Source organism: Streptomyces sp. NPDC032472 (assembly GCF_040636955.1).
In the GTDB taxonomy this organism is placed as follows: Bacteria; Actinomycetota; Actinomycetes; order Streptomycetales; family Streptomycetaceae; genus Streptomyces.
In genome coordinates, this window is record NZ_JBEZVK010000086.1 from 5,639 (window position 1) to 22,533 (window position 16,895).

17 protein-coding genes are annotated in these 16,895 nt (G+C 70.8%); 4 read left to right on the top strand and 13 right to left on the bottom strand.

Annotated elements, in window-relative coordinates:
* The 6 genes from AB0F11_RS33295 to AB0F11_RS33320 all read right to left on the bottom strand — a co-directional run.
* Positions 1-1,240 (bottom strand): hypothetical protein (locus tag AB0F11_RS33295; protein ID WP_362181967.1); only part of this gene is annotated, 1,240 nt, incomplete at its 3' end.
* A complete protein-coding gene (locus AB0F11_RS33300; RefSeq protein WP_362181969.1) occupies positions 1,237-2,310 on the bottom strand; it encodes a hypothetical protein in 1,074 nt (357 codons plus the stop codon). The genes AB0F11_RS33295 and AB0F11_RS33300, both read right to left, overlap by 4 nt.
* A 9-nt stretch (positions 2,311-2,319) precedes the next feature.
* A complete protein-coding gene (locus AB0F11_RS33305; protein ID WP_362181972.1) occupies positions 2,320-3,570 on the bottom strand; it encodes a hypothetical protein in 1,251 nt (416 codons plus the stop codon).
* A 10-nt stretch (positions 3,571-3,580) separates the two neighbouring features.
* Positions 3,581-3,871, bottom strand: coding sequence for a hypothetical protein (locus AB0F11_RS33310; RefSeq protein WP_362181975.1), 291 nt, complete (start codon positions 3,869-3,871; stop codon positions 3,581-3,583).
* Between the two features lie 3 nt (positions 3,872-3,874).
* Positions 3,875-4,834, bottom strand: a complete 960-nt coding sequence (locus AB0F11_RS33315) for a bifunctional lytic transglycosylase/C40 family peptidase (protein ID WP_362181978.1) — start codon at positions 4,832-4,834, stop codon at positions 3,875-3,877.
* A 199-nt stretch (positions 4,835-5,033) separates the two neighbouring features.
* Positions 5,034-6,644, bottom strand: coding sequence for an FtsK/SpoIIIE domain-containing protein (locus AB0F11_RS33320; protein WP_362181981.1), 1,611 nt, complete (start codon positions 6,642-6,644; stop codon positions 5,034-5,036).
* 183 nt (positions 6,645-6,827) lie between these two features.
* Here AB0F11_RS33320 and AB0F11_RS33325 point away from each other — a divergent pair, with 183 nt between their 5' ends.
* Complete coding sequence (locus AB0F11_RS33325; RefSeq protein WP_362181984.1) at positions 6,828-7,406, top strand: helix-turn-helix domain-containing protein; 579 nt, start codon at positions 6,828-6,830, stop codon at positions 7,404-7,406.
* A gap of 60 nt (positions 7,407-7,466) precedes the next feature.
* Here AB0F11_RS33325 and AB0F11_RS33330 read toward each other — a convergent pair whose 3' ends face one another.
* The 7 genes from AB0F11_RS33330 to AB0F11_RS33360 form a co-directional block, all read right to left on the bottom strand.
* The gene (locus tag AB0F11_RS33330; protein WP_362181987.1) at positions 7,467-9,230 is read right to left on the bottom strand and encodes a DUF2637 domain-containing protein; all 1,764 of its coding nucleotides are present in this window, start codon (positions 9,228-9,230) and stop codon (positions 7,467-7,469) included.
* A 252-nt stretch (positions 9,231-9,482) separates the two neighbouring features.
* Positions 9,483-9,641 (bottom strand): hypothetical protein, encoded by a 159-nt coding sequence (locus AB0F11_RS33335; RefSeq protein ID WP_362181990.1) that lies wholly within the window; start codon positions 9,639-9,641, stop codon positions 9,483-9,485.
* A 124-nt stretch (positions 9,642-9,765) separates the two neighbouring features.
* Entirely contained in the window at positions 9,766-9,945 is a 180-nt protein-coding gene (locus AB0F11_RS33340; RefSeq protein WP_362181993.1) for a hypothetical protein, read from the bottom strand.
* Between the two features lie 316 nt (positions 9,946-10,261).
* On the bottom strand, positions 10,262-11,341 hold the full coding sequence (locus AB0F11_RS33345; protein ID WP_362181996.1) for a hypothetical protein: 1,080 nt from the start codon (positions 11,339-11,341) through the stop codon (positions 10,262-10,264).
* 3 nt (positions 11,342-11,344) lie between these two features.
* A complete protein-coding gene (locus AB0F11_RS33350) occupies positions 11,345-11,800 on the bottom strand; it encodes a hypothetical protein (protein WP_362181999.1) in 456 nt (151 codons plus the stop codon).
* Positions 11,797-12,483: a hypothetical protein gene (locus tag AB0F11_RS33355; RefSeq protein ID WP_362182002.1), complete on the bottom strand. Its 687-nt coding sequence runs from the start codon at positions 12,481-12,483 to the stop codon at positions 11,797-11,799. The genes AB0F11_RS33350 and AB0F11_RS33355 overlap by 4 nt, the downstream gene beginning before the upstream one ends.
* Entirely contained in the window at positions 12,480-12,884 is a 405-nt protein-coding gene (locus AB0F11_RS33360; protein WP_362182005.1) for a WhiB family transcriptional regulator, read from the bottom strand. The genes AB0F11_RS33355 and AB0F11_RS33360 overlap by 4 nt, the downstream gene beginning before the upstream one ends.
* Before the next feature lie 469 nt (positions 12,885-13,353).
* Between AB0F11_RS33360 and AB0F11_RS33365 the strand changes: the two genes are divergently transcribed.
* The 3 genes from AB0F11_RS33365 (at position 13,354) to AB0F11_RS33375 (ending at position 16,683) form a co-directional block, all read left to right on the top strand.
* The gene (locus AB0F11_RS33365) at positions 13,354-14,109 is read left to right on the top strand and encodes a GntR family transcriptional regulator (RefSeq protein WP_362182008.1); all 756 of its coding nucleotides are present in this window, start codon (positions 13,354-13,356) and stop codon (positions 14,107-14,109) included.
* A 292-nt stretch (positions 14,110-14,401) separates the two neighbouring features.
* Positions 14,402-15,319 carry a hypothetical protein gene (locus AB0F11_RS33370; protein ID WP_362182011.1) on the top strand — a complete coding sequence of 306 codons (918 nt, stop codon included), beginning with the start codon at positions 14,402-14,404 and terminating at the stop codon, positions 15,317-15,319.
* Positions 15,316-16,683 carry a DnaB-like helicase N-terminal domain-containing protein gene (locus AB0F11_RS33375; RefSeq protein WP_362182014.1) on the top strand — a complete coding sequence of 456 codons (1,368 nt, stop codon included), beginning with the start codon at positions 15,316-15,318 and terminating at the stop codon, positions 16,681-16,683. The genes AB0F11_RS33370 and AB0F11_RS33375 overlap by 4 nt, the downstream gene beginning before the upstream one ends.
* Positions 16,684-16,895 lie beyond the last annotated feature (212 nt).

Genomic DNA, 16,895 nt, shown 5'->3' on the forward strand with positions numbered 1-16,895 from the left:
CGTCGACGTCCGCGTCGACGTCCGCGTCGACGTCCGCGTCGACGTCCGCGTCGACGTCCGAGTCGGCCAGCGTCTGCTGTGCCTTGCGGCGCCGAGCTGAAGTGTCGGTGAGCCGGGTATCGTCGTCGCTCAGCAGGGTCTCGATCACGTCGACGTAGTCAGGCCCCACCTTCCACACGGCCTGCCCGGGGTCGAGTCGGGGAATCTCGCGGATCGCCCAGTCGGGCAGGCCGAGCAGCGCGCCCACGATGGCCGCTTCTTCCGCGCTCAGGCGCCCCACGTGGGCCACCTCGCACAAGCGGGCCAAGTCCTGGGCCCTGCCGTCACCCAGGTCGGAGAGGGTGTGCATCAGCACGTCCAGGGACAGCCCGGACTTGCGCGAATTCTTCAGCAGCCGCTGAATCAGCTCGGCGGTGGCCGGGGACAGCAGGATCTGCCACGCCTCTTCGAGGACCAAATGGCGGTGCACGGCGGTCGACTGGGGTAGCCATAGGTGCTCGGCCCAGCACGACACCGCCGCCATCAGGGACGGAATCGCGGGACTCGCGCGGTCAAGGCGCGAGAAGTCAAAGGAAAGTATCGGCAGATCGGTCGGGGGCAGGGACGCGTCCCGCCCGTCGAAGAGACCGGTCAGTGAGCCTTCGGTGTAGCGGGACAGCGCAATCGCTGCTTCCTCCCCCCACGCGCTCAGCCTCGCCGCGGGCCACCTGCCGTCTTCCGGGTACACCAGGGCATCGACCACACCACCCAGGGACGTCGCTTTCGGGTGGGTGAGAGCGTGCTGCAGAGCGTGCGCGGCCTGAGGGGTCAGCGCACTGGGCTCCACCGCAGCGATCAGCGACCGCACCAGCTGCTCGCGCACCGCCGGCGGGAGCAGCGGCGAGACCGGATTCAGGGTGAAGCTGCCGGCTTGGATGACTTGGCCGCCGAGCGAACGGGTGAGGGCCCCCCACTCCCCCGAGCTGTCCTCCCCGAAGCTGTCGACGACCACGGCCTGATGCTGGTGGTGCAGAATCTCGCGGCGAATGCGGACCTTGCCGGTCGTCGACTTGCCGCTGCCCAAACCTCCCAGCGCGAGCGAATTGGTGGAGGGCAGGACAGTGGCCGAGGTGAGGACCGGGGACAGGTGGAAGCGGCGTCCGTCCAGCAGGGACCGGCCGATCGGGATGCCGGGAAAGCCGGCGTCGGAGGCGACGAGGGGCGCCGTGATGGCGGCGTGAGTGGAGGGCAGCCGGATCACAGGACCGCCCCCATTCTGGTAGAGACCCCGTGCGGCGTGGTCATCACGTGGGCCCGGTGCTGCTGGCCCGCGAGCCAGTCGAGTCGGATGCGGTGGCGGTCGGCCACAAGACAGGCCTGCCAGCGGGCATCGGTCACGGCCTCGGGGCTGTCGCCCCACACCGTGACATAGGCGTCAATGTCCACCAGGGACGCGCCTTGGACCAGCGCCCCGTGCGTGGCGCCGCTGGCGATTTCGTGGGCGTCCTGCTTGACCTTGTCCACGGTGAACGCCTCGGCGGCGGCCCGCTGCCACCGCGCCGACCGGCGGGACTGCCCTGCGGGCAGCGGCCGGTACAGCACGGCCGTGGACCGGTCGGCGCCCTGGCCCAGGAGCAGTCGCACCATCAGGTCCCCGTCGACCTCGTCGGGCCAGCCGGTGATCCGTGCGGTGCTCGCGTAGTGGCCCTTGCCCAGGGACACCCACCCCGAGCCGCGCTCGAGAACGTCCGGGATCGGATCCGGCTCCACCAGGGTCAGCACCCCCAGAGAGGCAAGCTCCCCTTCGATGGTGTCCAGGACACGAGCGGGGTGGCCGACCGCGCCTTTGGGGATGTGGACCGAGATCGTCTGGGTGTGGGTGGTGGAGTCACCCACGGCGGCGTCGTGGGTGACATGGACCTGAATGCCGGCGGTACGCGCCTGCTGGGCGGCAAAGTCCAAGGCGCGGGCGAACGCCTCATGAAAAGCGGCCCGGCGCGCCGGATCCTGCATGGTGCCCTGCTCCGGGTACAGCGTCCACGTCGCGGTCGCCCCGGCCCGGCCGGCCATAGAGGCCGGCGCCGTGCGCTCGTACAGGCGCCGGCCACCGACTGCCGCCCACCGGGCAATCGAACGCGGCCCCGGCGCCAAATTGAGCAGCGCCGCGGCCGCGCCCACCGCGCCGAACGCCCAGATCGGCGGCGGGGTGAGCATCGCGGACAGCAAGACGGCGCCCCCGACCCCGGCATTCACCTTCGTCAGCAGCTGCTCTGTGCGGCTAAGCCCGCGCTGGATGGCCGGGATGCGGTAGCCGGGGGTCAGGGAGTACACGGGCACCTCCTACGGGGTGGGCGGGGTCGATGCCCCGGGGCCGGGGCTCTGCGCCGGCCGCGCCGGCCGACTGGCGGTCTGAGCGGCAGATGTGGCCGGCCGCGGACTGGCCTTCTTCGCGGCCGCCCGCGCCTTCTGGCGGGCTGCCATGAGCGCTTGGGTGCGCGGGGCGTCCTGCTGGACTCGGTCGATGGCCGATTTGACGGTCAGCCGGCCCGGGCGCTGCTGCTGCCTGATTCCGTAGGCAGCGAGCAACACCCCACGGTCTTGGTGCACGGCACGGCCCGGGGTGTCCACCGTGCGCGGGGTACGAATGCTCTCCTGCTGATAGAAGTCGGGGCTACCGGCTCTGACGACGGCCCGAGCCAGCGGGTGGGTGGTGTAGCTCTCCACAAAGCTTCGGGCGGCTCCCGCGATGACGGGCCCGACGTAGGGGACCCCGTGGAAGATCATCCGCAGAATCAGGGCATCTGCGACCACCAGCAGCCCGGCGTCCATCACCAAAGAGCCCTTGGCGAAATCGACAAAAGGACTGATCAGAATCAGCGCGAATGGCGCGAACATCAACCCCAGCAACCTCATCGCCCACGCCTTCACCGCGGAGGTGTCGCCCCCGCGGGCCAGCGAGGCCAGCACCAGCGGTGCCATGCACACGAACACGAGGATTCCGAGGCTGCGCGCCATGAAGACGAGGGTGGCGAAAGCAAGCAGGACGACCAGCGCGGCAGTGATGATCATGAGCGCCAGGGGGTTGCCGGAGTCCGACCCGTGGTCCAGGTCGGCCTGGATGACCTGAAACAGGGTCCCGCCATTGCTGTCAAACATGGCCGTGACCGCGGCGCTCACCGCCTCACTCAGCAGCGTCACCACCCCTGGGACCGCGGCCATGCCGGCCACAGCCGCGAGCGTCCACCCCGTGGAGGCGCCCAGCTGCCGCAGCCGCGGCGCGCCCTGCCAGGCCGTCAGGGCGCACACGACAACCACACAAAGCATGATCGCAATGGCCAAGTGCTGACCGAGCCACAAGAACTGGGCGTACACCCAGTTGTCGGCGGTCTTCGGCGCCCAAGAGTCCTTGGGCGCGACGAGACCCACGATCTTTCCGATCAGGTAGGTGGCCAGGTCTTTGACGTGGTCGGAGGCTCCCTTGGTCAGTCCGCCTCCGCCGGGGGCGAAATCACGGTCCCCGGGGTGGCTCCCGCCCTGCTCGCAGTACTTTTTGGCCGCCCCCTTGAGCAGCTTGCAAGGGTCGTCGGGCATGGCCGATCACTCAGTTCTTGGGGGACGTGGCGGCGGGCGCCTTGGTCACGGTGCCGAAAAGAGTCGATCCGTAAAGCGCGAGGATCACGGCGACGAAGAGAGTACCGATCGCCATCGCGCCCTTGCGCAGAGCCGTCTTGGGGTCAGAATTCAGGTGCAGCAGCATGTGGACCGCAATCACTGCGATTACGGCCGCGATGCCCTTGGTCACGAGTCCCGCGCCGGTGAGTCCGATAGTGTCGAAAAAGTCCTTGAACCCATCGGACATGTCGATCGGCGCTGCCAGGAAGAAATCTGCCATGAATCAAATCTCCTTCTTATGGTGAGAGATGGGGCGTCCAGCGGCGTACAGGTCGGGCATAGAATCGATGGGAGAATAGCGGACGGACGTACCGGGGCGAGGAGCTTCGATCATGTGCCCTCCCCCGACGTAGATACCGACGTGATGGATTCCCTCGGGGGTGCTTCCGAAGAAGACAAGGTCCCCGGGGCGCATTTCTTCGCGCTTCACCGGCTCGGTAGCGGCGTATTGCTGCGCCGCTGTACGGGGCAGACTGATTCCGGCTTTCGCGTAGGCGTAGACGACTAGACCCGAGCAGTCAAAGCCGACGATACTTTCCCCGGAACTCCCATTCGGCGAGCAGCACGACCCAGTAGTGGGACCGGTCGCATCTCCCCCGCCCCAGGAATACGGCATCCCAAGCTGATCGTCCGCGGCATTAATGGCTACGGCAACCTGCTGGGCGGTCAAGCCGCCGCCAGCGCCCGGCTGATTCGCTAACGCAGTAATGGCCTGGACGTACCCTTGAGTTTCCTTGAAGGGCGGCACTCCCCCATATTGGACGACGGCTCCCGAGCCGGCATTGTAGGCGGCGAGCATATTGCTCTGCCTGTCTCCGGGAACGTCTTTTACTTCCTTGGCCATATCGCACAGATATTTTGCCGCCGAGGGTATCGCATCCTCGGGATCCCACACATCGCGCCGGCCGTCGTGATTCGCGTCGATTCCACTACTCTCCCACGTGGACGGCATAAACTGCGCGATCCCCTGGGCCCCGGCCGGACTCGTGCGATTGGGAATAAATTCTGATTCTGTCTGAAGCAGCGCGGCAAGCAAATTCGGGGTGACCTCGGGGCAGGTCCCGCTGCCCGCGTCCATGACCAGCGTCCGGTATTTGTCGGGCACGGACACCACCAGGCCGAGCGCCTTCCCCACCGGCGTGTCGCTGGCGGCCTGGACGTAAGCGCCCACGATGACGGCCACCGTCGCCCCCACACCCAAAGCCCCTACAGCAGCAGCAGATCTCACGACTCCCCCCTCTATCAGCGTTTTCCCTGGTCAGCACCGCCATGCGGACCGCCACACCCACCGCCCGGCCACCGCCACGCCACCGCCACGGGACCGACCGCGTGGCGGTGCCATGGCGGTGCTCCGGCGGTGGGTGTGGCGGTCGACGTGGCGGTCAGGAGCCGGACACTTCCGCGGCCGTGAGGTCGGCGAGGGCATAGCCGCGGCCCAGCGAGCGCTTGACCGGAGCAACGCCCAAAAGGCGACTCACCTGCTTTCCCCTCTTCGTCGCATCGCTTTCCGTCACACCGACGACCGCAGCCACATCCGGCGTGATCATGAAGTCAACCCCCTGAGAGCGCATCAACGCAATCAATTTTTTGCGCGGGGATACCGGCTGGCTTACGGCCGCCCCCTTCCCGCGCTCGGCGTAGACCTCATCGACTACGCCCCAGATGAAATCATCCGAGAAATTGAATCCCCGGAGCAGCGTAGAGCGCCCACCGGCAAAAAGGACCGCTTGACCCTTGATTTCAGGGTCGAGAAGTGCCGGATTGATCGGCGCGACCGTATCGAAATACGTGTCACCGAGGGCGACCTTCACCGTACCGGAGGACGCCACATAGAGACACATCCGGTACACAAACTGATCTCGGACCATCACCGGGATCGCATTCTGGGCCGGCCGCTGCGTCATAAGGACGGTAGAGATTCCCGACTCTAGGGATTTCGCGACCAGCGACCGCGTCTTTTCTGCGATCCGCCGGGCCCCCTCTTTCCCTTCCTTGGATTCATCGTGAGCAAAGAAGTCGGCGGCTTCATCCACGATGAAAATCACTCGCTTGAACGACGGGACCGGCTTCCGGTTCCGGACGGCATCCTTGATTTGCGCGTACCGACTATCCGACCGCCCGTTCAGTTCATCCACCATAGCTTCGAAAACAGCCGGGGAATCGGATGACTCATAGCGGGTGGCGACCTTTTCAAAACGGGTCAGGCCGCAGAATTTGCCGTCGAGTAGATACAGCTCGAAATGGCCGTACGCGATCAGCAGGCAGGTAATCAGCCCGTTTACCAGGGTGGTCTTACCCATCTGGGTCATACCAGCGACGAGAAGCGACGCTTTGTCGAGCGTGGGCACTCCGGCGAGCTTTCCGGTGACGTCGTGACCCAGAGGAATACCGTCGAAAGCCTCAATCTCCCGCCGGGTGGGGGCCGGAAAAGCGCGAGTGAAGGGCGGCTCATGCAGCTTGAGGAGTCGTACCCGCCGCTCGGTATCACGGCTGCGGTCCATCTGCACGTGCAGGCGGGTAACGCCGAGATTCCCCGCGACGGCTCCGAGGTGCTTTTCGACATGCTCGTGGGTGCGCCCCTCGGGCATTATGAAGTCATAGAGCACACCCGTGTGCACGTCGGTGGTCGTAGCCTGATCAGCTCGGATGATCTGGTCCCGGCCGATGGCGCCGGCCGTGGCCAGAGCCGCGGTCAGCTCAGGGTGCGCCGGCACCTCCGCCAGTGCAGCACCGGGCTGTACGGAGTCCTGGACCGCTGCGGGCTGCGACTCACGCGCCCACAGCCGCTTGAGAGCCGTCCGGACTTTCCAGGCCAGAAAACCAAGCAGCACCAGCACCCCGGCCGTGAGCAGCACCGTGGCCGGCCAGGAAAGGCCTAACCGGTCTTTGATCGCCGCGAGCACGCCGAAGACGATGACAAGCCCGCCGAGTGCCCCCGCCGCCTGCCCGTATGAGTCCTCGCCAGACCGCTCCTGCCCCTGCTTTCCCCCCACGCTCAAATCCCCCTCCTGCCTCAAGTGCGTGCCACCGTACAGGCATTCGGATCGCTGTCACCTGCGAATACGTGGGCTGTACAGCACAAACGAGCCACACACCCCAGCAGTCGCGGCCGAGTGTCGACAGGCCCGGCGGGGGTGCTGATACGAGGGGGCGGCGCGGCCGGGGAGGATATGCACATGACGCGCCCGATGCTGACCCAGCGGGAGGCCGCCGCCGCGTGCGGCGTCAGCCGCACCACGATCCGCCGCCGCCGTGAAGCCGGTGACCTGCCCGGCGCCTACGAGGACCCCAAGCGGGGGTGGGTGATCCCGGTGGACGACTTGTTGGCTGCGGGCTTTCGGATCAACGCCCCGTCCCCGGCCGACCCCGCGGCGGCCCCGGCCGGCCCCGGCGCCGCGGCCGCCGGCGACGGCCAGGACGCGGCCGCGCTCCGGGCCGAGCTTGAGCGGGTACGTGCCGAGCACGCGCTAGCCCTGGCCGAAGCTCATTTCGGGCAGCGCCTGGCCGAGGCCGAGGCCGAGCACTTGCGCGTGCAGCTGGCCGCGCGCGCCGAGCACATCGCGGACTTGCAGCGGGCGGTGGCGGCCTTGACTCCCGCCCCGCAGCGGCCGGCCATCGACCCCCCGGCGGCCGGGCCGGCTGTGCCCGGCCAGACCCACACCGAGCCCACTCCGGCAACCGCCGCGCCGACCGCCGCGCCGGCCGAGGAAGAGACGTCCGCGCCGCGCCGCCGGTGGTGGGGCGGCCGGGCCTGACCTGGCAGACGACAGCGGGCGCCACCCGGATGAGGGTGGCGCCCGCTGTCGTCTGCTCGGTCAGTGCTGGGCGTCCCATGCCATGTCGAGCGCGGTCTCCAGAGCGGTCGGCCGGTAGCCGCCCTCCAGCTGGAGCCCCGCCGCGCGGCGGATGTCCCCGGCCGCCGACTGCTTCACGTTGATCGCGTCCATCACTGCGCTCAGCGGGACCAAATCCAACTGGTCCTGACGCGTCGCCCTCGTGGGGTCGGCCCCGGCGGCCAGGAGCATCCGGGCCACCTGGCGCTCGTTGCGCTCGCGGGGCTGCAGCCGCGCGTAGTCCTCGGCCTGCTGCTCCCGCGCCTCGATAAGGGACGTCTCGTACCGGGCGGCCGCCGCCGCCTTCTCGGCCGCCGCCTTGTCCGCCTCGGCCGCCGCCTTGTCGGCCTTGGCCCGCTCCTCGTCCGCTGCGGCCCGCTCCTGCTCGGCCTGCCACTTCTGTGCCTCGGCCGAGACCTTGAGCTTCTCCGCCTTCTGACGCTCCGCCTCCGCGGCCGCGCGCTCCGCCCCCGCGGCGTCCTCGGCCGCCTTCCGGCGGGCGGCCGCCGCCTCCGCCGACTCCAGCGCCTCCGCCTCCGCGGCAGCGAGCCGCTCCGCCGCCGTACGCCGGTGCTCCGCCGCCGCCTTCGCGGCCGCCGCCTCCGCCTCCGCGGCCGCACGGGCCGCCTCCGCCGCCGCGGCCGCCGAGCCCTTCCGCGCGGCCTGCTCATGCGTGGCCACTTCGATGTCGGCGTCATCCGCCAGCGCGCGCAGCCGGTCGGCCTTGTCCTGCTGCCGCTTCCGCTCCGCCTCCTCACGCTGCCGCTCCGCCTCGGCGCGGTCCCGTTCCTCCGCCTCGGCCTTCCACTTCGCGGGGAGGGCGAGCGCTTCCTCCACGGTGTAGCCGCGGGGCGCCATCGTCATCGGCAGTAGCTGCACCTCCGTCGCCTCCGACAGGTCACCCTTCAGTTCCTGAGTCAGCCACACCCGGTACCCCTCCAGCGCCTGTTCCCGCTCCACCATCTCCGGGTACGAGCGCACCGCGGCCAGCCGCATCCGCCGGTACAGCCGGCCCGTACGGACGGGGGACAGCACCCAGCGGTGCAGGGGGATCCGGTCGGTGGCCGTACCGTCCTCAATGTGGGCGGCGTGCACCAGCAGTTTCCGGGCGGCCTCCACGCCCAGGACGAACAGGCCGGGCATGGCCGCGTGGCTGAGCGCCCACAGCGGATCCGCCGCCAGCCCCTCCCACAGCCCCTTGCCCCCCTTAATGCCGTCCGAGGCGTTGAACAGGATCGTGAACAGCGTCATCACGTGGGCCGCGAACCGCAGGACCGGCCACGGCGTACGGCGCCGGACCATCACGAGGTCGAACGCCAACAGGGCGATGATCGACGCGTCCACGCCGATGGGGAACCAGGGGGCCAGGACCGGGCCGTATCCGTGGGCCAGAGCGAACCGCTGAAGGGTGGAGTACGAAGCGGCGAACCCGATCACGCCCACCAGCGGCATGCCGACCACGGCCACAGCCATCAGCAGCCAGCCCACCCACCGGCTCGGCTCGGCGGCCGCGGGGGTGGCCACCGTGGCCGGGGCCCCCTGGCCGGCGGCCGGGGCCACGGCCACCCCCTGGCCGGCCACCCCCGGCCGACCCTGGCCACCCTTGCGGGGCGCGGGCGGAGCGCCCTCCGGTCCGGCCGGAGCGCCCGGCCGTGGCCCCGGAGTGGCCCCGGCCGTGGCCGGAGCGGCCGGGGCCACGGCCACCCCCTGGCCCATGGTCTGGCCTACCGTCAGCGTGTCATCCATCCCGGCATCTTCCCCCCTCGGCTGTCGGTCCGGAGCACCGCCCCGCCCAACCGGAGCGTCCGCCGGTCCGGCCGGAGTGAGCGGCACGGGCGGCCGGGTCAGGTCGTGCAGCGTGTGCTGCGTCGTCACGGGTACCTCCAAAGCAAAGATTTGGGCGGCGGGCCGGGAGACGTATCCCGGCCCGCCGGATCGGTCCGGCCACGGTGGCTTCGCCCTTTCGGGTGCACTTCCGGGCCGGCAAGGGGCGGTCGGTCAGCCGCCGGAGAGGTGAGCGGTGATCTGCGCGCTCAGCGCGGCGGCCGCTTCCTGGGCGGCCCGTATGGCCGCGGCCGCGGCCTCGGCGGCCGCCGCTTCCTGCTGCTGCCGCTGCAACGCGGCCTGGTAGGCGGCCTCGGCCGGATCCGCGCTCATCGCGCACCCCCCGCGAGGGCGGTGTGCAGGCGGGTGGTCCAAGCCCCGCACTGCGGGCACCGGTAGGCGCCGTGGCGGTCCTCGCGCATCCGCCGGCCGTGGCAGCGCGGCGACGTCGCCCGGCTCACCGCCGGCCCCACAGCCGACCGCCGCTGCTGTCCCGGTCCGCGTCGCGGGCCGGCTCGGGGTCCCGCCGCACCCACCCGCCGCGGGACGAGCTGTAGTCGGTCGCCTGCTGCTCACGCCGCTCCGGCGACAGCCGCTCACGCAGCTCGCTCTGGGAGATCGTCCGTCGGAATGCCATGCTTGGAGCTCCATCTCTGATCGGGGTGGAGCCGGGCGCCCCTGTCTTCCGCCAAGTCGATGAGGGGCGCTCCGGTCTGTCTGGGGCCGTCTGGCGGCTCCCCGGCCCGCCCCCGGGGCCGTACGGCAACGGGGGCGGACAGGCAGCGTCCAGGTGGCGCTGTGCGGGCAGATCAGCTCGGCATGATGCCGTCCCGGCCAGCCTGTGCCAGCGGGCGGATCGGGCCGAGACGGGCCGTCAGGGCGGGCCGTCAGGGGGCCGTCAGGGCCCGTTAGGCCGCTGATAGAAGGGCAGGTCACAGCCCCGATAGGCCCGTCTATCGGGCCTCTTGGACCTGCCCCTGGGAGAGGGCCGGGGAGGGGGCCGAATCGGGGTCCATCCGCCCCCCGGGAATGAGCCGCAGCACGGCCGGCAGAAGGGGGCCGGCGGGGGCCGGAACGAGGGTCTCGGCGGGGGTGTTGGCGGCCGCCTCGGCGGGCTCCTCCCCGACCGCTGCGGCGGGCACTACCGAGGCCTCGGCCTGGGGCTCCCCTGCCGGCCAAGTGGGGGCCAGGGAGCGGGCCTCAAGTAGGGCCGTGGGGGTCATGCCCAGGGCCTCGGTCGCGGCGTCCACCCGCACCCCGACGCGGGTCGTCGGCTTGCCCTCGATTCGCATGCCGAGTTTGTCGATGGTGGGCAGGCCGCAGGCCTCCACCCAGGACCGGAACTCGGTCTGCTCAGTGCCCTCGGCCAGCAGTCCCCGGGTCACCGCAGAAGCCAGCAGCACGTCCAGGTGCACGCCCTGCCGCTTGGTGGCCTCGGCGTCGGACAGGGCCGTCAGCACGTGCCACAGCAGCGCTTCCCCCCGGTCCTGCGGCGCCGATTCCACGGCCGGCTGCTCCTGGTCGTCTCCCGCCCCCTCCAACTGCTCCTGGTCGTCGTCCTCGGCCGGCGGGGGCGGCGCAACCGCGAGCGCCGCTGCCGTCCAGCCCACCGCAGTGGCTGCGACGACGTACGGGCCGATCCCCTGCGGGATCACGGCGAGCAGCCGGGGGACCGTGGTGGAGACCACCGTGCCGAGCACGCCGACGCCCACGACCGAGGCGGCCGCCATGAAGCCCAAGGCTTCGCCCGCCGGGCGGAGCACCGGCGCCACCCGGGGAATCTCCTCCGCCGTGGGTTCGGGCTGCTTCGCCCGCCGGGCCGCCTTCACTGCTGCCTCGAACGCGCGCTGTTGCCGTTCGTCGGTCGCTGCCGCGTCGCGGCGCGCCATCGCCCACGCCGCCGGGCCGAGGCCGGCCAGCCGGGGCAGGCACCGGCAGATGCGACCGGCGAGGACGACCGAGCCGCGCAGCAGGGCAGACACCACCGCGCCGCTCCCCGTCGTGATCGCTTTGATCTCGTCGCGGGTGCTCACGGGTCAGCCGATCTTCTGCGCGATGGCGAGGCCGATGGTCTGGCCGACTGCCCAACCGCCACCTGCCTGCGTGTAGATGACGCCGGCCGCGATGCCGTACAGAGCCGGCCACCACAGGTTCTTCCACCGCGGCCCGAGGGCACACAGCGTCACACCGATCGCCGTGCAGCCAAGTCCCGGATCACCGCCCGACATCGCGCCAGCGACCGTCACGGGGACCTCGGCCACGCCCTGGACGGCGTCCGCGAAGGTGGAGCCGGCCGCCACGGCCAGGGTGGAGAACGTAATGCCCCAGCCGGTCGCCTTCTTCTTGTTGTCGATCTTGATCGTGTCGGAGCCCCGCAGCCCGAACAGCAGGACGGCGCCGCTGACCATGGACAGGCCGGACAGCGTCATCGGTCCGGCAAAGCCGGCCCCCGCGGCGAGGATGACGTCAGCGGCAATTTCGTGGGCGGTCACAGCGCACCTCCGGGGGCGTAGAGGCCAACGCCCAGCGCGAGCGTGGCAAGGGGGATTCGGGCGGCCCAGCGCACGGGGGCGCGCCATGCGGCGGAGCGGGAGTCCAGGGCCCACCAGCAGATGCCGGCCAGAGCCCCGGCCGCGATCAGCGGGAGGAGCATGGAGGACCAGGGCTCGGCCGCCGCCATCACGTCCGTGATCAGCGGTGCAGTGCCCTGCCCCCAGAAAGCGGCGCCGAGGGCGGCCGCCGGGCGGGCGGCGAGGCCCAGCAGCACGGGGAGGCCGCGCAGGACACCGGCCGCCTTCCACGCCGCGTACGCCCCAGCGCAGGTGACGACGAACGCGCCGCAGTTCGGGACGGAGTGGACGGCCGCCGCCATCAGCGGCTCTGCCCCCATCGGGTTCCCGGTGGCAAGCCACAGCACGCCGTGCCCGGTCAGGGCGGCCGACCCGTTGTAGGCGAGCCAGCGGCGGCCCTTGCTGTCCACGGGCACCAGGGCCGTGGCGGCCGAGGTGATCCCGGTGACGATCTGCGCGCGGCCCAGACGCCCGGTCAGGGCCGCGATCGTCGCGCGGGCCGTGCCCCTTGCGACCGGGGCCGCCACCGGAGCAGCCGCAGCGGTACGGCGACGGCGCGCCCGACGGGCCGCCTTCACGGCCGGGTTGCTGGCGGAAGTGCTCATCGCTGCACCCCGTTCCGCGGCCGCCGGCCGAACAGCTTCACGTGCAGCGCCCGACGGTCCGCCTGCCGCATCCCCGCCCGCACCCCGAGGATTTTCGAGGGGGTAGAGGAGTCGTTCAGGTCCCGTTCCAGGCACCAGGCCAGCACCGGGCACCGGCCGCAGATCGCCAGGGCCCGCCGCTCCGCCTCCGAGGGCTCGGCCCCGCCCGACGTCGTCTCCCACGGCTGGGGGAAGAAGATCCCAGGGTCCTCGCCCACGCAGGCCGCCGTACCGGACCGCTCCCGGCGTACCGCCGGGGCCGGCGCCAAGTCCGCGTACTCCCACAGCCGGTCCAGCCAGTCCGCCGGCCGCGCCGCGGTCCACCCCGGGGGCAGCGGGGGCACCCCGCCCGCCCGGCTCACAGCTCCACTCCCAGCGCCCGCAGGCTGGCACGCACCCGCAGCTCATCCCCGCCCAGGGCCAGCGCCTCGGGCGCCGCCGCAGGGAGTTCAGCCGATCCGGCGGTGCAGCGCCGAGACGGTAAGGCCGTCCGCGTCTGCACCGGCGCGGGGCACGCGCCCCGCCGGGGGCGCCACCAGCGCCCCACGTCTGCAACCATCACTGAAGTCGGTCCCCTCATCCACACACATGGGCAGGTCCGACAGCCGTCCGACGCTCCAACGTCGGGCCCGGCCAGACGCACTCCAGTGCGTCCGGCACAGGCGGCCCCTGGCTCCAACCGGGGGCCGCTCCAGCTGACATGACATGACGTTAGGGAGCCGACAGCCAACTGTCAAGATGGTTTGCATGCAGCTTGACGCGCCGTGTTCTGGGGCGGTACTCATTGACACAGATAGTCTGTAATGACGCATCAGATCGGGAGGAGCGCTCATGAACGCCAGCGCCATCGTGACGGACATAAGGAGGGGGATCGCAGCAGGCGAATACGCCTACGGCGCCCGCCTGCCCAGCGTCCGGGATCTGGCCGAGCAGTATCAGGTGAGCCAGCAGACGGCCGCCGCCGCGTACGCCGTTCTGTCCGCCCTGGGGCTGACTCGGACGGCGCCCGGTAGCGGCACCACAGTGGCGGCAGGCCCGTCGGCTGACGCCCACTTGGGCACGTTCGCCCCGCCGGACCTCACGGCCGCCGAGGCGTGGCGGCCCAATGGCTCTGGGGGAGAGACAGCAGAAGAGACGTACCTCGTCCGTCAGCTGACCGCGCCGGCCGCCCTGGCCGACTGGGGCTTCACGGAGGGTGCCGACATCGTGGAGCGCCACCGCCTCCGTCGTATCGGTGGCGTCCCGGTGCAGCACAAGGTGACCGTACTGCCGTATGACGTAGCAGCGGTTCGGCCGGAGGGGTACGACGGCGTTCCGCCGATGCTGGCCCCGGTTGGGGCACCTCCGATTCAGCCCCCGCACGGCATCCGTGTGGCCGACTGGCTCGGCTGGCACGTTGACCGGACGGAGGCTCGGATCACGGCGGAGCCCATGGACCCCGCGGCATCCGAGGCGCTCGGTATGCAAGAGGGTAGCCCGGGATTTCGGGTCGTGAATATCACCCGAACGCCCGAAGGGGAAACGCTGTACGTCACCGTAACGACAGCGCCGCTGCACCACCGAATTACGCTCGACATCATCGGCTAAAACACCGATGTTGGAGTGCAGGCGGGAGCTCGTTAGAGATTCCGTGACTTAAATGCACGTCAGCGCCTGCCGGATACGAAATCGGCAGGCGCTCCATGGCATAAACACAACGAGCCCCGCCGTGATGGCGGGGCTCGAAGGTCCACCCCGGGCCTGGACCGCCCGGGAGGAGAAGCACCTAAGCACTTGGACGCTAGGAGGTGCGCTCACTGATGAGCGTACGCGCAGAAGTACACCCGGCACCACATGGCCCCGGTCACGACGGCAGGTCCACCCGAGCGGGGGTGGCTCGGTGAGGTGGGAGCGCGGCGAGGATCTGCCTGTCACGTGGACGACGCTGGACAACCAAGTAGTCGATGACGATCTGTCGTGCCGGGCGCTCGGGCTGCTCACGCGGTGGCTGCGTCGTCCGCCGGGGGCGGAGATCGATTCGATTCCGGACATGGTCAAGCGTGCGAAGCGTGAGGGGAAGCAGCGTCTGGAGGGTCGGGACGCGCTGTACGCGGCGTCGTACGAGCTGGAGGCGGCCGGCTACCTCGTGCGGGAGCTGACGACGGGGGAGACCGGTCAGCACGAGTGGGTTGTGCGGATCTACAACCGGCCCGTGGAACCGTCGCGCCGGTCCGATCCGGAAGACCGCAAGCGGGGCGCCCGGAAGGGGGCCGCAAAGCCGCAGGTCAGCCCGATTACGGGTTTCCAGGAATCGGGAAACCAGGAATCGGTTTCCCCGGATTCGGCTGAGCCGGATCCGGGCGATCAGGCTTCCTCCTCTAAGGACTCTGTGAAGTACTCCTCTCTCTCTGACACGCCCCCGTCACAGGAGCCGCAGGGAGAGAGAGACGCGGCTGCGCCAGGGGGGCGGGGCGGGCCTGCCGCATCCCCGCCGCCGGAGGATCCGGCGGTCCGGGTGGCTGCGATGTGGGCGCGAGGGCGTGAGGCTCACGGCTTGTCGACGGCCCCGGCTCGGCTGCGCGCGTTCGAAGCGGAAGCGCGTCGGATGTTGGCCGGTGGGGTGGAGGTGGCGCGGCTGGAGCTGGCGGCGCAGCGGATGGCGTCCGAGGCGACTTGGTACTCGCTGGCGAAGCAGTTGGATGCGATGCCGGCTGTGCCGGTCCCGGCCCAGGGTCCGGCGGTCCGGCCGACAGGTGTCCCGCGTGAGGGGCTGTCCGCGGCCGCGTTGGCGATTTTGGCGAAGGGGTCGGGGCTGTGAGCGGGGAACTGACGCCGGAGCGTCGCGAGGCGATCCGCGAAGCCGAGCATGCGGTGATGGGCGTGCTCTTGCACGAGGGCGTCAAGGACCTGGTTCCGGACCTCGTCGACGCCCTGTCGGGGGCGGACTTCTATGACCCGCGCAACGGCGAGTTGTGGGAGTTGATGTGTTCGATGTGGGCGGCCGGGGCGGAGGCCTGCGACCCGGTGACGGTCACGGCAGAGCTCACCCGGCGCGGGGACCTGGAGCGCCTCGGCGGCCGGGTGTTCCTGCACGAGCTGTACGACTCCGTCCCGTCCCCGGCCATGGCCCTGGCGTACGCCGAGATCGTCGCGGAGGAATCCCGGTGGCGTGCGCTGGCGGCCGCCGGCACCCGGACGGTGCTGGCGGCGGGGCGGCGTGAGGGTTCCGCGGTCGAGGCGGCAGAGCGGGCGGTGGAGGAGGCACGGCAGGTCCGCGACCGCGGCGTATCCGCGCTGGATACGCCGCCGCTGGACCTGCTGGACCTTCTGGCACAGGCGGATGACACCCCGGACTGGGTGATCCCCGGTGTGCTGGCCCGCTGGGATCGGTTGATGGTCACCGGCCCCGAGGGCGGCGGCAAGTCCCTGCTGCTGCGCCAGATCCTGATGCGGGCGGTCGCAGGGCTGCACCCGTGGAAGCGGGCGCGGATCGCCCCGGTGCGCGGGCTACTGGTCGATGCCGAGAACAGCGCCGGGCAGGCGCGTCCGTGGCTGCGGACGATGGCGGCCGCGGCCGCGGCGGAGGGTGCCGAGATCGGTCGGGGCCAGCTCACCACAGAGATCCGGCCCGGGGGATTGGACCTGACACAGCCGGCCGATCGGGCGTGGCTGCTGCGCCTGGTGGAACGGGTCCGCCCGGACGTCATCGCGATCGGCCCGCTGTACAAGCTGCACGCCCCCAGGTCCGGTGAGGCTGCGGAGGACTCCGCCCGCGCGCTCATGACCGCGTTAGAGGCGGTCCGCGTCGCCTCCGACGGGGCGGCCCTGCTGATCGAAGCGCACTCTCCGCACGCCGCCCCGGGCGTCAAGCGCCGCGACATGCGCCCCATCGGCAGTTCCCTGTGGCTGCGGTGGCCGGAGTACGGGTTCGGCCTGGCGCCGGCCGACGGCGAAGGCTCCCAAGAGCTGCGGCTGATGGACTGGGTGCCCTGGCGCGGCCCGCGTTCCGAGCGGGACTGGCCGGAGCAGATGTGCCAAGGGGCTACCTGGCCCTGGCAGGCCATCCAATACGCCGGGAACGCCCCGGTCTTGGGGATCACCCTGACTGAAGAGCAAGTCGCAGCCGCCGGGATCCAGGTCCCGGAGCAGCGGGAGTTCTGGGACGACCGGCAGCTCACGTGAGGTGACGGCGCGCCGAGCCTGATGCGAGCGCGGGGGAGCGGGCCAGAAATCTGGCCCGCTCCCCCGTTCGGGTCCGGAAATCCGGTCCGTTGACCTGGGGCCCCTTCACAGTCTCCTTCGCGGGATCTGCCACCCCGTCGCTGCCGGCTTCCTCCGAGACGGCCGTCCGGGTGGCTGTACGCCTGACTGAGCGTCTCGCAGCCCCGTCCCGG